At 56.6% G+C, this 13,944-nt stretch carries 12 protein-coding genes; 6 read left to right on the forward strand and 6 right to left on the reverse strand.

The window, feature by feature from the left end:
- Positions 1-114: 114 nt before the first annotated feature.
- The 6 genes from iolD (at position 115) to AAC620_RS02465 (ending at position 6,691) form a co-directional block, all read left to right on the forward strand.
- The gene (gene iolD, locus AAC620_RS02440) at positions 115-1,992 is read left to right on the forward strand and encodes a 3D-(3,5/4)-trihydroxycyclohexane-1,2-dione acylhydrolase (decyclizing) (RefSeq protein WP_340242652.1); all 1,878 of its coding nucleotides are present in this window, start codon (positions 115-117) and stop codon (positions 1,990-1,992) included.
- Between the two features lie 5 nt (positions 1,993-1,997).
- Positions 1,998-2,894: a myo-inosose-2 dehydratase gene (gene iolE, locus AAC620_RS02445; RefSeq protein ID WP_340242653.1), complete on the forward strand. Its 897-nt coding sequence runs from the start codon at positions 1,998-2,000 to the stop codon at positions 2,892-2,894.
- Entirely contained in the window at positions 2,891-3,706 is an 816-nt protein-coding gene (locus AAC620_RS02450; RefSeq protein WP_340242654.1) for an SDR family oxidoreductase, read from the forward strand. Before iolE ends, AAC620_RS02450 begins: the two co-directional genes overlap by 4 nt.
- Positions 3,707-3,807: 101 nt before the next feature.
- Positions 3,808-4,719, forward strand: coding sequence for a sugar ABC transporter substrate-binding protein (locus tag AAC620_RS02455; protein WP_340242655.1), 912 nt, complete (start codon positions 3,808-3,810; stop codon positions 4,717-4,719).
- Between the two features lie 86 nt (positions 4,720-4,805).
- Positions 4,806-5,918 (forward strand): ABC transporter permease, encoded by a 1,113-nt coding sequence (locus tag AAC620_RS02460; protein ID WP_340242656.1) that lies wholly within the window; start codon positions 4,806-4,808, stop codon positions 5,916-5,918.
- A gap of 2 nt (positions 5,919-5,920) precedes the next feature.
- Positions 5,921-6,691 carry an ATP-binding cassette domain-containing protein gene (locus tag AAC620_RS02465; RefSeq protein ID WP_340242657.1) on the forward strand — a complete coding sequence of 257 codons (771 nt, stop codon included), beginning with the start codon at positions 5,921-5,923 and terminating at the stop codon, positions 6,689-6,691.
- Here AAC620_RS02465 and AAC620_RS02470 read toward each other — a convergent pair.
- The 6 genes from AAC620_RS02470 to AAC620_RS02495 form a co-directional block, all read right to left on the reverse strand.
- Entirely contained in the window at positions 6,688-7,323 is a 636-nt protein-coding gene (locus AAC620_RS02470) for an ATP-binding cassette domain-containing protein (RefSeq protein ID WP_340242658.1), read from the reverse strand. The genes AAC620_RS02465 and AAC620_RS02470 overlap by 4 nt on opposite strands.
- Positions 7,320-8,990 carry an ABC transporter permease gene (locus AAC620_RS02475; RefSeq protein ID WP_340242659.1) on the reverse strand — a complete coding sequence of 557 codons (1,671 nt, stop codon included), beginning with the start codon at positions 8,988-8,990 and terminating at the stop codon, positions 7,320-7,322. Before AAC620_RS02475 ends, AAC620_RS02470 begins: the two co-directional genes overlap by 4 nt.
- The gene (locus AAC620_RS02480) at positions 8,990-10,177 is read right to left on the reverse strand and encodes an ABC transporter substrate-binding protein (protein WP_340242660.1); all 1,188 of its coding nucleotides are present in this window, start codon (positions 10,175-10,177) and stop codon (positions 8,990-8,992) included. The genes AAC620_RS02475 and AAC620_RS02480 overlap by 1 nt, the downstream gene beginning before the upstream one ends.
- 12 nt (positions 10,178-10,189) lie before the next feature.
- Complete coding sequence (locus tag AAC620_RS02485) at positions 10,190-10,807, reverse strand: CDP-alcohol phosphatidyltransferase family protein (RefSeq protein ID WP_340242661.1); 618 nt, start codon at positions 10,805-10,807, stop codon at positions 10,190-10,192.
- The gene (locus AAC620_RS02490; protein ID WP_340242662.1) at positions 10,804-12,957 is read right to left on the reverse strand and encodes an FAD-dependent oxidoreductase; all 2,154 of its coding nucleotides are present in this window, start codon (positions 12,955-12,957) and stop codon (positions 10,804-10,806) included. Before AAC620_RS02490 ends, AAC620_RS02485 begins: the two co-directional genes overlap by 4 nt.
- A gap of 104 nt (positions 12,958-13,061) precedes the next feature.
- Positions 13,062-13,934: a universal stress protein gene (locus AAC620_RS02495; RefSeq protein WP_340242663.1), complete on the reverse strand. Its 873-nt coding sequence runs from the start codon at positions 13,932-13,934 to the stop codon at positions 13,062-13,064.
- Between the last annotated feature and the right edge of the window lie 10 nt (positions 13,935-13,944).

A 13,944-nucleotide genomic window follows, 5' to 3' on the forward strand; every position in this document is an offset into this window, starting at 1 on the left:
TCAGCGTCACTATTGCAGCGTCAAAAAGTTTTTGCAATGATCGTTGCATCAAAATTTTTTTGTCAATATACATTTCGTGTGAGGACGAATCTAGCCCAGGGGAGGGGTGCTGGTATGAGTAACCGAGCAAGTGCAAACGGCACTGTGCGTCTAACTATGGCGCAGGCAATCGTGCGCTACATGGTTAATCAATTCACCATAATTGATGGCGAGGAGGTGCCGCTGTTTGCAGGGGTGTTCGGGATCTTTGGCCACGGCAATGTCACCTGCTTGGCCGAAGCACTAGAGCGTGTTCAAGATCAGCTTCCCACATGGCGCGGCCAGAATGAGCAATCCATGGCCTTGGCCGCGATTGCCTATGCCAAAGCAAAGAAACGCCGTCAGATCATGGTCGCGACCTCATCTGTCGGGCCAGGTGCCACGAATATGGTCACCGCTGCGGGTGTTGCGCATGCCAATCGCTTGCCCGTCTTGCTGTTGTCGGGCGACACTTATGTAAACCGCTTGCCCGATCCCGTGTTGCAGCAGGTTGAGCATTTCGGGGATCCAAGCATCACGGTGAACGACAGTTTCCGTGCGGTGACGCGCTATTGGGATCGGATTACCCATCCTGCGCAGATCATCCAATCCTTGCCTGCGGCTGTGGCCACGATGCTAGACCCTGCAGATTGTGGGCCGGCCTTTCTTGGCCTGCCACAAGACACGCAGGAATTGGCCTATGATTATCCAGAGGCCTTTTTCGAGCGCAAAGTTTGGACGATCGCCCGCCCACGCCCCTCGCGCGATCAGGTCGAGGCGGCGGTCGAGATCCTGAAAACTGCGAAGAATCCCTTCATTATCGCGGGGGGTGGGGTGCGCTATTCTGGGGCCGAGGCCGCGGTGGCAGATTTCGCGAAGCGCCGTGGTATCCCCATGGCTGAAACCATTGCGGGCAAGGGCGGCGTCGTGCATGACAACCCTGCCTATGCAGGCCCAATGGGGATTGAGGGCACCGAGGCCGCGCGGCAATTGGCCGAAACAGCGGATGTGGTGATTGCCATTGGCACCCGTCTGCAGGATTTCACCACAGGATCATGGACAACATTCCCGAAGGATGCGCGGTTTATCAATATTAACGCGGCGCGGTTTGATGCGCAGAAGCACCGCGCACAGGCCGTTGTGGGGGATGCGCTTGAGGCGATCACCGAGATTGATGCGCAATTGGGCGATTGGTCTGCCCCATCCGCCCGTATGACGCAGGCACAAAAATGGTATGCCGAGTGGAATGATTTCTTGGACAAGGGCCAAGCCCCCACAAATCAGGCCGTGCCATCCTATGCGCAGGTCATTGGTGTTGTGAACCGCATGGCGCGCCCTGAAGATGTGATGGTGACAGCCGCAGGCGGATTGCCTGGTGAAACGATCAAAAATTGGCGCTGTAAAGCACCGCACACCTATGATTGTGAATTCGGCTATTCCTGCATGGGCTATGAGGTTGCAGGGGGCTGGGGCCACGCGATGGCGATGGCAGGCAGCAAAGGCACACCTATCGTCATGGTCGGGGATGGGTCTTATATGATGATGAATTCCGACATCCATTCCTCGGTCATCTCAGGCCATAAGATGATTGTTATCGTCTGCGACAACGGTGGTTATGCAGTGATCAATCGTTTGCAGACCAATACGGGCGGGGCAGGGTTCAACAACCTACTCAAGGATTGCCGCGTGAAGGACCCTGCCAATGTGCGCCATGTTGATTTTGCAAAACATGCCGAGGCCATGGGGGCCTATGCGCGCCATTGTGACAGCCTTGCTGATCTAGAGGCCGCGATGGAATGGGCACAGACCACCGATGCGACAACCGTGATTTCAATCACCTCTGACGCCTATACTTGGACAGATGGCGGCGCGGATTGGTATGTCGGCGTGCCCGAAGTCAGCCCCCGTGAAAGCGTTCAAGCCGCCCGCAAGGGGCAAGAAGAATTCCGCAAAAAACAGCGGATTGGAGTGTAAACCTCATGTTGAAGGCCAAATTGGGCATTGCCCCGATTGCATGGTGGAATGACGACCTGCCTGAATTGTCAGATGACGTCAGCCTAGAGGAATGTCTGGCCCAAGCGTCCGAGGCAGGGTTTAGCGGCATGGAAACAGGCCGCCGCTTTCCAATGGATATGGCGGTTTTAGGCCCGATCTTGGATCGGTATCGGATCTCTGTTTGTGGCGGATGGTTTTCGGGTGAATTGCTTGATGGGGATATCGAGCGTGAAAAGGATCGCATTGCAGAGCAAATGGCATTTTTCAAAGCCGCAGGCGCGCCGTGCATCGTCTACGGGGAAACAGCGCGATCTGTGCAGGGCAAGCGCGAGGTGCCTTTGACGCAAAAGCCAGTGATCAGCGAGGCCGAGATGGCCGCCTATGGGCGCAAGATGTCGGATTTTGCCGATTGGTGCGCGGCCCAAGGGATGCCGATTTCCTATCATCATCACATGGCCGCCGTGGTCGAAACCGAGTCTGAGCTTGATTTGTTTATGAAGCATTCCTCGGTTCCGCTGCTGTTTGATGCGGGGCATATGGCCTTTGCGGGCGGGGATAATCTGCGCGTCATCGACAATCATCACGCGCGGATCACCCATGTGCATACGAAGGATATTCGGAAAAATGTGATAAACACCCTTGACCGAAGCAGCGAAAGCTTTCTTGATGCTGTTGTTAAGGGGGCCTTCACAGTGCCAGGGGATGGGGATTTAGATTTTCATGCGATTGTTTCAGCGCTTGCAGGCCATGGATATGAGGGTTGGTTCGTGATCGAAGCCGAACAAGACCCCAAGCCAAACCCGCCCAAGGAAATGGCCATCACGGGACATAAGACCCTGATGGATGTCATGGCGCAGGCGCATTATGAGGTCATTGGATGAACCGTATTGACGGAAAAATTGCCGTCATAACGGGCGCAACCCAAGGTCTTGGGGCCGCGATTGCGCGCGTCTTCGCACAAGCGGGGGCCGAGGGGCTTATTCTGGTCGGTCGTGATAGCGCTAAAGGTCAGCGCGTTTGCGATGAAATCGCGGGCGAATTTGGCACCCCATGTCACGTTGTGGGCGCGGATCTGGCCGATTTGGATGCGGTGCGTAGTATTATTCCCTCAGCCAAGGCGCAATTTGGCCGCGTGGATATTTTGGTCAATGCGGCAGGCATGACCGATCGTGGCAATCTGCTGAACACCAACGCCGCGCTGTTTGACAAGATGATTGCGGTTAACACCCGTGCGCCGTTTTTCTTGATGCAAGACGCCGTTTTGCTGATGCAAGAGGCAGGTGTCAAAGGCAGCATCGTCAATATCGGATCCGCATCTTCGCGGGTGGGGCAACCGTTTCTTGCGCCCTACGCGGTGTCAAAGGGTGCGCTTGCCACGCTGAGCCGCCATGCGGGCTTTGCCCTCATGCGCAATGGGGTGCGGGTGAACCAATTGGATATCGGATGGATGAATTCCGATGGCGAACGCGCCTTGCAAAAGGCGGAGACGGGAGATGCAGGCGCCCTTGATCGCGCCGCAAAAGAATTACCTTACGGAAGACTGCTTGACCCGGTGGAGGTGGCAAAAGCAGTCTTGTGGATGGCGTCAGACGATAGCGGGATGATGACGGGCTCTGTCATTCATTTCGATCAATCTGTCTGGGGCGGGTATGATGGACAGGCACCTGCGCCTGCCCATGCATTGGTGCCATGAGGAGGGGCCAAGCATGAGCGCGCGCGCGTAGGTGTTTCAAAGAATTCTGCCACAAGCGCAGAATAACAGCTCTTCGGAGCATATAACTTGGGAGGAAGACCATGAAAAAACTTATTCTCACCGCTGCAGCAGCTGCTTTGATGGCAGGTGCGGCACATGCTGAGCGTTATGTTATGATCACTCACACGCAGGGCACAGACCCGTTCTGGCCTGTGGTGGAAAAGGGTGGCCGTGATGCAGCCGAGGCTGTAGGTGCGACCCTTGAATATAACTTTGACGTATCCGGCGACATGGCTGCAATGGCTCAGCTGATCGAAGCCGCAGCAGCAACGCAGCCCGATGGCATCATCGTCTCGCTGCCTGACGCAGACGCGCTCGGGCCAGCAATTCGTTCCGCTGTTGCCGATGGTATCCCTGTGATCACCATGAACTCGGGCCTCGAAGCATCCGCAGAGCTGGGTGCATTGATGCACGTGGGTCAGCCAGAGCGTTTGGCAGGTCAAAAGGCCGGTGAGCGCGCCGCAGCAGAAGGCGTGACCAACGGGCTTTGCTTGAACCAAGAAGCGTTCAACACCGCGCTTGTGGATCGTTGCACAGGCTACTTTGAAGGTGTCGGCGGCGATCTGAACATGATTGACGTGTCAAACGACCCTGCACAGATCGAAACCCGCACCGCAGCGGCGCTGCAGGCAGACCCATCCATCGATGGCGTTTTGGCTGTTGGCCCACATGTCTGTGAAGCGGCAAACCGCGCGATCAAGGAAGTTGGCGCAGACGTGCATTTGGCATGTTTCGACCTTTCCCCTGGCGTGATGGACATGATCCAAGCAGGTGATGCGGCCTTCACAATCGACCAGCAGCAGCGTCTGCAGGGCTATATGCCTGTGATCGTTCTGCACCTCTACAACACTGGCGCAGGCCTGTTGCCTGGTGCGAACATCCCATCTGGCCCAGGCTTTGTGGATGCATCCAATGCGGCATCGGTTTCTGCACTCGCAGGCATCGATCGCTAAGTTTTGTGATCAGTCGAGACTTGAAACAGGCGGGATTTCCCGCCTGTTTTCACCCTCAAAATCCAAATAAAAACAGGATGTGAGATATGGCCGATCAAAGCGAAGCGAACAGGCTTCAACAAGAAACTGCCTTTCAAAAAATCTTACGCCGTCCCGAGATCGGCTCTTTCGTGGTGATGATTATCATCATTGCGGCCTTGGCGATTGCCTCGGATGGTAAGGCGTTTAACCCCTTGGGTCTGAAAAATAACATCGCGATTATTGCCCAATATGGGATCATTGCCACAGGGGCCGCTGTGTTGATGATTGCAGGCGAATTTGACCTGTCAATCGGTTCGATGATTGGCTTTGCGGGCATGTCGATGGCGATGATGCTGAAATGGGGTTTGCCCTTTGGTCTGGGCGAAGCAACCCCTGCCGCAGCGTTTTTCATCACCCTTGCGATGACATTGGGGATCGGTTGGGTGATTGGCATGATCGTTGTGCGATCTGGCCTCTCGAGCTTCATTGTGACCTTGGCGTTTTTGTTTTTCTTGCGCGGGGTTACCGAAGTTTGCTTCCGCTTGATCAACCAATCGACCCAAATCTCGGGTTTGCAAGATTTCAAACTGGAAAGCTGGTTCGCCGACATCATGGGCGGCGAGGTTTTCGGGTGGTTCTATGATATTTGGTTCGCGCTTGGCGGTAATCTTAACCGCAATGGCGAACAATGGGTTCACGGGTTTGACGCGCGGTTTTTCTGGTGGATTGTGATCGCGGGCGTGTCCTATTTCGTGCTCAGCCGCACCCAAATCGGCAACTGGATTTACGCGACAGGCGACAACAAAGAGGCCGCGCGCGCCAATGGTGTGCCAGTCGACAAGGTAAAAGTGGGCCTGTTCATGTTCACCGCCTTTTGCGCCACGATGTTTGCCGCATGTCAGGTGTATGACACCAACACATCAGATGCCGCAAAAGGCAATTTGATGGAATTGTTCGCGATTGCCATCGCGGTTGTGGGTGGCACGCTGATGACGGGCGGCTTTGGATCCATCCTTGGCGTGGTCTTTGGGGCGATCACCGTTGGCCTTGTGGCGAATGCGGTGTTCTTCATTCCTGCTATCGATGGCGCATGGTTCCGCGTTTTCCTTGGCGGTATCCTGCTTGCTGCGGTTTTCGCCAATGAGCGTATCCGCAAGCGTATCACGGGAGGGATTTAACCATGGCTGAACCATATCTTCGCGTAGAAAATCTGGTCAAACGCTTTGGCCCGTTCACAGCCCTTGGTGGCGTTGACCTAGAGGTCTTTCCAGGTGAGGTGCATTGCCTGTTGGGGGATAACGGGGCGGGTAAATCGACCCTGATCAAAACCCTTGCAGGTGTTCACCAACCCACCGAAGGCAAAATCTATATCGAAGGGAAACCTGTTACCTTCCGCTCGCCGCGGGATGCCTCTGCCGCTGGCATTGGCACAGTGTATCAGGATTTGGCCTTAAACCCGTTGATGAGCGTCACCCGTAATTTCTTTATGGGTCGTGAATTGACAGGGCCGCTTGGCAGCTTGCGCATGAATGAAATGAACAAGATTGCGCATGATGAGATGCTGAAAATCGGTATTGATTTCTCTGACCCCACGCAGGCGGTTGGCACAATGTCGGGCGGTCAGCGTCAGACATTGGCGATTGCGCGCGCGATTTATTTCGGGGCTAAGGTTCTGATCTTGGATGAACCAACTTCAGCGCTTGGTCAGCGTCAGCAGATGGGTGTTTTGAAAACAATCAAACGCGTCCGCGCACGCGGGGATATTGCGATTATTTTCATCACGCATAACGAAATCCATTCGCGTCTGGTGGGGGATCGCTATACGTTCCTTGCGCTTGGTAAAACGATTGGGGCGGGCACCGCTACCGAGATCGGTGACAAGGAAATGCGCCGCTTGATGTCAGGGGGCGCAGAGATGGGCGACCTCAAGGCAGAGCTAGACGCGATCTAATCTCGCTGTAACTGACAGCAGGGGCCGTTCGCGGCCTCTGCATCTGCGGGGTCATGTGTGACCAAAACCGCAGGAATATTGCGCGCGCGGATATGTGCAAAAACAAAGCGGCGCATCTCATCTCGCAATTCCATGTCCAAGGCCGAAAAAGGCTCGTCCATCAACAGCGCGCGCGGCTCTGCCAAGAGGCTGCGCATCAGGCTGGCACGGGATTTTTGGCCGCCTGAAAGTGTGTCTGGGTCTGCCTCATAGAGGCCCGCAAGGCCCGCTGTCTCAAGGGCTGCCTCTATGCCGGCGCGGCGCGCGGTGCGGTCGGCGCTTGCCCGCAGACCAAAGGCAAGATTGTCACCAAGGCTGAGATGGGGAAAGAGGTACGGATCTTGAAAAATCATGCCCACCCCGCGTGTTTCGGGTGCAAGGGAGGCTAGGTCTTGTCCCTCAAGGGTCATATGACCAGTCGCCGTGATGGATGGGTCAAGATGGCCTGCGATTGCCGCCAAAAGGGTGGATTTCCCGATTCCAGATGGCCCCATGATCGTGGCAACCTCGCCACGCGCAACACTCAGGCTGAGGGGCTGAAACAGCATCCGTTCCCCAATACTGAGGCTCAGTTCTGTGATCTCTAGGCTCATGTCACCCTCGCTTGCATCGCGCGTCTGTTGCGCCAAACATAGCGCGGGGTCAAGAAGGCCAGCAGATAGACCAACAGGGGCAGCGCGGCCTGAAGGCTGCCATAAACCCCTGTGATCCTGCGATCCCCGCCTGAGGCGAGCGTCACCGCCTCAGTGGTGATCGTAGCGACCCTGCCGCCGCCGACAAAGAGGGTCGGCAGATATTGCGCAATGGAAACGGCAAAACCAACCGCCATGGCCACCATGATGGCCCGAAGCATCAAGGGAAGTTTCACAGCGAAAAACCCCCGCCACGGCCCTGCGCCAAGGGCGGCTGCCGCCTGTAACACCCTGCGATCCATTGCGCGCCACGGATCGAGCAGCATCAACAAAATATAAGGATAAACGAACAAAAGATGCGCCCAAATCACGGGCGCCACCCCTGCCGTGATGCCAAGTTTCAGCGCGGCAATATTCACCCCATAAAGAAACCCAATCTGGGGCATCAACAGCGGGGTGTAGATCAGCGGCAAAAGGATAGATTTTGCCAATTTGTTGGGCAAATGATCCACCGCCTCGAGTGTCAGAAGCGCAAGCGGTGTTGCGATTGTCAGACTGATCATTGCAATCTCAAGGCTTGTATGAAGGGGCGCACCCCAATCGCCGCTTTGCCATGCCCTGAGGGAAAGGGATTGTGGAAAAACATCAGGCCAAACCCACCGCCATGTGATTGACCACAAAAGCAAGCCCACAATGCCGATCAGACCCAACCCCATGATCCCGCGCGGCAGGGGCGTGATCCATGATAGGGGTATCCGCGTTCCCCCGCGCCGCCCCATGCGCGCCTCGGCCTTGGCAAGTCGCATCATGCCGCGCTCACATAACCATAGGCTGAGACAGGCCAAGGCAATCAGCGCGATTTGAATCATAGCCCCCGCAAATGCGGGCAAAAGCAGCGTCAAATCAGGTGCGATAAACAGGCGCGTGACCAAGACGGCGAAGGTTGGCGGGGCATTCGGCCCCAAGATCAAGGCCATATCCACCACAGATAGCCCGTAAGCCAACACCACCATCACAGGCAGTCGGATCAGCGGGTAAAGCTGCGGCAAGATCAGCAGCGCCCAAATTCGCAGCGTGCCATAGCCAAGGCTTGCCCCGATTTGGCGGGTGCGGATCACGGGCAATTGCGCCATGGCACTGGCGATAGCGATGACTAAAAACGGGGTTTCCTTGATCACCAATCCAAGGATCAGCGCAAAACCCGCAGGATCATTCACCAAGGCGAGATCTGGGGGGCGGTCAATGCCCAAAAGGGGCGCAAGCGCACGCATGATCCACCCTGAAGGCGCAATTAGGAATGCAAGGCCAAGGGCGATTGCGGCATGGGGAATGGCCAATAGCGGGGCTAAGATACGGCTTTCCCCGCCGCCTTGTGCCACGAAGATCAGCGCAAGCAACAACGAGAGGGCCGTGGACACCCCCCCTGTTTGCAGCGACAGACCAAGCGCGCCCCAAAACTCGGGGACCGCAATCAAGCGGTGATAGGGCGCAAATGTCAGGTGATCTGCGCCAATCGCGGGGAAAAAGCCCAAACTGGCCGCAAGGCCAATGGCAAAGCCCGCAACAATCGGGGCCAAGACCAAGGCCGCCGCCGCGCTGAACACACCGATAGACGCACCACGCCCCATCAGCGTGCGTAGCGCGCCGCCCAATCTTCGGCGATGGCGGTCATCCAGCTTGCATGGGGTTCAAGTAAGGTTGGCCCCAGATCGGCCAATTCGGGCAAGGCGGGGCTTTGGGGAAGGTCTGCAAAAAACGCTGCCGCTTCGGCATCCATCAGTGCGGGGTCAAGCACGGAAAACGCGCCGAGATTGTCGATATTTTGCATATGCGCTTGCGCTTCGGGCGATAGCAGGAAATCTGCCACCACTTGCGCCCCCTCAACATGGGCCGCGTTATAGGGGATTGCCACAAAACTGATATTTCCAAGCGTCCCCCCCTCGGGCACGAAAACGCGGGCCGTGTCGGGCAAAAGCCCCAAATTGATGGCCGCTGCCGCATAGCTTGGGTCAAACGACATGGTGATATCGATTTCGCCATCGTTCAAAAGGCGCGCTTGGATCGACTCGTTTTCAGGGAATGTTTCACCCTCCCGCCACATCAAGGGGCGCAAGGCATCATACCATGCCCAAAGGGGGGCGGTGAGGGCGGTATAATCCGCTTCGCTTACAGGGTTTTGCAGGATGGCGGGGGTATCAACCAAACTGATCAAAGCCTGTTTTAGAAAACTGGCCCCCATGAAATTGGCAGGATCGGGATGTGTGAAACGCCCGGGATTGTCACGCGCCCAATCGAGCAATTCGCCCATAGATTGTGGCGGGTTCGGGACGCGGGCGCTGTCATGGATGAACACGAATTTGGCCAAGCGCCATGGGGCCTCTAGCCCATCAATGGGAACGGTAAAATCAACCGATGCAGGCGCATCAGGCGACAGGTCAACAAAGCGCGCATTTGGCAGGCGTTGAACAAAGGGGCCAAACAGCAAATCTTGCTCTTTCATCGCCAGAAAATTTGGCCCGTTGATCCAGATCAGATCAACCGCGCCGCCCGTGTTCTGACCTGCGGCACGTTCTGAGAGAACCCTTGTCACGGCCTCGGCCGTGTCGGTCAGCGGTACATGCTCGACCGCGATACCAAAACGCGCCTGCATCTGCGCATCGACCCAATCAATATAATTGTTCGTGCGTGGATCACCGCCCCATGCATGCCAATACACAGTCTGCCCGCGCGCGGCATCCACTGTGTCTTGCCATGTTTGCGCATGGGTTTGTGTGGCCATCATCAGGGCCAGTATCGGCAAAAGGCGTTTGATCATGAGGTCTCTCTCTCAATGCGTGTTCGGTGAAAAAGCCACCCATGCCGCGATGAGGCGGGTGAGTGTTGTAATGGCGCAGGCCGCTGCAAAAATAAACGCAAAGGCAGGGAAGGCCATGGGGAAAAGGCAAAAGACCACAAATGCGGCAATTGTTTCGGCCCCTTCGGTCAGGCCGCCCAAATAATAGAACCCTTTTTGCGGAAAGGCTGAAGAGTGCAACCCGCGTTTCGCGGCAATCACGGCATAAGCCATAAATGACACGCCCGTGCCAATGAAACTGGCCAACAGGAGCGCAGCAGGCAGGGCGTTACGGCTCGGATCAAACAGCGCAAACCCCAGTGGGATGCTCGCGTAAAAGAGAAAATCAAGCGCGATATCCAAAAATGCGCCCCGATCTGTTGGCCCCGCGATCCGCGCCACAGCCCCATCCAACCCGTCACAAAGGCGGTTGAGCAGGATGAACATAAGACCCAGCCCAAAGTGCCCCATGGCAAGCGCGGGCAGGGCGCATAGCCCCAGAGCAAAGCCAAACAAACTGATCTGATCTGCACTGATACCGGCCTTATACAAAGCTTCGGCAAAGGGGCGGGTCAGGCGGCGTTGTAGGGGCAATAGACGGGCATCGATCATTTTCCCAGCCTCCAGGCGTGAAACCGCTGCAGCAGCGCAAGGGCGCGGGGGTTCACGCGGGCTTTGCGCCAATTCCCCGCGACATATTTATTCGCCTCTGCGAGGGTTGGATAAATGTGAATGGTGCCCAAGATTTTGTTCAGCCCAAGCCCGTGTTTCATGGCCAAGGTGAATTCGGCCAAGAGATTTCCCGCCTCGGCCCCGATAATCGTGGCCCCAAGTATGTGATCACTGCCTTTTGCGGTCAGCACCTTTACAAACCCCTTTCTGGTGCCATCGGCAATGGCGCGGTCAAGATCATCGAGATCATAGCGCGTGACCTCATAAGCCACGCCCTTGGTTCGGGCCTCACTTTCAGACAGGCCAACGCGGGCGATTTCGGGATCGGTAAAAATTGCAAAAGGAATGGTGCGATAATCGGCTTTGCTGCGCTTAATATCCCCAAACAGCGCGTTTACGGCGGCGTAATAGGCCTCGTGGCTTGCCGTATGGGTGAATTGATAAGGGCCTGCGACATCGCCTGCGGCGAGGATATTGGGGAAAAGGGTTTGCAAATAGTCATTCGTATCGACCTTGCGATCTGTGACAATCCCCAATTCTTCAAGGCCAAACCCCGTCAGGCGCGGGCTGCGCCCGACTGCCACCAAAAGATCATCGGCCAGGATCACCTCACGGCCCTCTGGCGCTTCGATTTCCACGGCAATCTGATCACCCGCACGGCTCACGGATTGCGCCGTTGAGCTTGTTTTGACAGCAACCCCATCCCCCTCTATCGCGGCAAGAAGGGCGGCGCTGACCTCCTCATCCTCGCGCGCCAAAAGCCGCGGCGCGCGTTCGATCTGTGTGACCTGAACCCCAAGCCGCGCGAAGCTTTGCGCTAATTCGCAGCCAATCGGCCCACCCCCTAAAACCACCATGGATTGTGGGGCGGTTTCACGGGTTTTCATCTCTGACCACAATGTGTCAGAGGTCAGATAGGGCACATCGGACAGGCCCGTGATGGGGGGGATGGTCGGAGATGCGCCCGTGGCCACGATGATCGCGCGGGTGGATAAGGTTGTGACGCTGCCATCATTTTGCATGATCTCAACATGCCAAGGGTCACGGATGCGGGCATAGCCCTTGATCACTTCAACCCCCAAACCCTCGTAACGCTCTACGCTGTCATGGGGCGCGATGGTTTCAATCACCTCATGAATGCGGGCCATGATGCGCGGGAAATCCACCTTGGGGGGCGTGGCGATAAGGCCGTATTCCTCGGCATGGGCAATGTCATGGGCGCGCTTGGCGGATTTGATCAATGCCTTTGAGGGGACGCAGCCAAAATTGAGGCAGTCCCCCCCCATTTCTCCAGCCTCAACCAAGGTGACCTTGGCCTTGACCGCAGCGGCGATATAGGCCGAAACAAGACCAGCCGCGCCTGCGCCAATCACGATCAGATTGCGATCAAAACGGGCAGGGCGCGTATAGGGGCGATAGGCGCGATAGCGTTTGATGCGCGCAATCGCAAATTTTGCAATCCATGGAAAAAGGCCAAGCGCTGCAAAAGATCCAATCAGCGGGGGCGACAGGATATCAGCAACGGCTGTGATCGTTGCCAATTGCGTGCCTGCGTTCACATAAACGGCCGTTCCTGCAAGCATCCCCGCTTGACTTACCCCGTAAAAGGTCAAGGCCTTCATCGGCGATAGGCCCATCACCAGATTAACCACGAAAAAGGGGACAATCGGCACAAGGCGCAAGGTAAAGAGGTAAAAGGCCCCATCGCGTGCAAGCCCGCGATTGACGCCCTCAAGCCGCGCGCCAAATCGGCCCATAACCCAATCCCGTGCAAGATAGCGGGCGGTGAGAAAGGCCAGGGTCGCCCCAAGGGATGCGGCAAAGGACACCATCAACAGCGCCGACCAAAAGCCGAAAATTGCGCCTGCCCCCAAGGTCATCCAAACCGCCAAGGGCAGAGACAGCGCCGTGACCGCCACATAGATCAGGAAATAGAGGCCCCATAAAAGCCCTGCATTTTGGTCGCGCCACATTTGCGCGTCATCCACAAAGCCGCGCAGCCCCTCAAGCGATAAATCAAGCGCGGATAGAGCCCAAAACCCTAAGACAATTAGCACCACCAAAAATGCGGCTATTGCGCGTTTTTTCATCGTGGTCCCTTTAGCCTTATTCGACAGCGTTTCACCGCTTTTGACGAAGAATCCCGCGCGCGCCTAGTCTTATTTCTCTCCCTCACACCCATGTGAGGGGAGTGTTACCGCATGACCAAAACGGGGGCTTTGCAGGATTGGATCATCTGCGTGGTGGTTGAGCCGATCATCAATTGGCGCACACGGCTGTGGCCATAGGCCCCCATCACCAAGAGATCATGGGCGGCGCCAGTGCTGCTGTCACTGTCACAGAGCCGCGCAAGCAGGTGCTCGGGCTCGCCCGCCTCAATGAGGATGTCAGCGCCCATTCCTGCCGCGGTCAGACGGTTTTTTGCCGCCTCAAGCGCCGTGATTTGTTCGGCGCTTGGTGTTCCCGCAAAAACCAAAGTGACGGCGCGCGTTGAAAACGCGGGCAAAGTGGCGACATAATCGACTGCCTTTGTGGCAGAGGCCCCACCATCAAATGCGATCAAAAGTTTTGAAATAGGGGCAAAGCTGCGATTGGCGATGAAGACGGGGCGGTGCGCGCTGCGCAAAATCCGTTCTAGGTTTGACCCCAAATGCGCCATGGCGTGACTTGCCGCCTCGCCACGTTTGCCGATCATGATCATTTCAGCCGCTTGTTCTTTGTCAGCCACCGTATCGACAAGATCCCCCTGCCGCAGGCGGGTTTCGACCTCGACCCCCTCGGCGCTGATAAGGGCGGCGGCATCCTCTAGCACAGCGCGGCCTTGCTCTTGGGCCAATTTTGCGCGGGCTTCGTCCATTTGTGACAGCTCGGCCAAAAGACGGCTGCGCGCACCAAGTCGAATTGCGCCGCTATAATCCCCCCGATCATGCCCCGAACGGCGACCTAAGATGTGATAAAGCTTGACCTTCCACGCGTTCTGCCCTGCGATCCATGCTGCGTAATGGCACAGGCTTTCGGAATAGGCCGAGGCATCCACAAGCGCCATCAGGTTTGGTTTATCGGTCATCACACAATCC

Origin of the sequence: Roseobacter sp. HKCCA2468, from assembly GCF_037805105.1 — a bacterium.
Lineage (GTDB): Bacteria > Pseudomonadota > Alphaproteobacteria > Rhodobacterales > Rhodobacteraceae > M30B80.

Bases quoted from the DNA above. Each gene is read 5' to 3' on its own strand.
- iolD (WP_340242652.1), top strand. From the start codon at position 115: ATGAGTAACCGAGCAAGTGCAAACGGCACTGTGCGTCTAACTATGGCG.
- iolE (WP_340242653.1), top strand. From the start codon at position 1,998: ATGTTGAAGGCCAAATTGGGCATTGCCCCGATTGCATGGTGGAATGAC.
- AAC620_RS02450 (WP_340242654.1), top strand. From the start codon at position 2,891: ATGAACCGTATTGACGGAAAAATTGCCGTCATAACGGGCGCAACCCAA.
- AAC620_RS02455 (WP_340242655.1), top strand. From the start codon at position 3,808: ATGAAAAAACTTATTCTCACCGCTGCAGCAGCTGCTTTGATGGCAGGT.
- AAC620_RS02460 (WP_340242656.1), top strand. From the start codon at position 4,806: ATGGCCGATCAAAGCGAAGCGAACAGGCTTCAACAAGAAACTGCCTTT.
- AAC620_RS02465 (WP_340242657.1), top strand. From the start codon at position 5,921: ATGGCTGAACCATATCTTCGCGTAGAAAATCTGGTCAAACGCTTTGGC.
- AAC620_RS02470 (WP_340242658.1), bottom strand. From the start codon at position 7,323: ATGAGCCTAGAGATCACAGAACTGAGCCTCAGTATTGGGGAACGGATG.
- AAC620_RS02475 (WP_340242659.1), bottom strand. From the start codon at position 8,990: ATGGGGCGTGGTGCGTCTATCGGTGTGTTCAGCGCGGCGGCGGCCTTG.
- AAC620_RS02480 (WP_340242660.1), bottom strand. From the start codon at position 10,177: ATGATCAAACGCCTTTTGCCGATACTGGCCCTGATGATGGCCACACAA.
- AAC620_RS02485 (WP_340242661.1), bottom strand. From the start codon at position 10,807: ATGATCGATGCCCGTCTATTGCCCCTACAACGCCGCCTGACCCGCCCC.
- AAC620_RS02490 (WP_340242662.1), bottom strand. From the start codon at position 12,957: ATGAAAAAACGCGCAATAGCCGCATTTTTGGTGGTGCTAATTGTCTTA.
- AAC620_RS02495 (WP_340242663.1), bottom strand. From the start codon at position 13,934: ATGACCGATAAACCAAACCTGATGGCGCTTGTGGATGCCTCGGCCTAT.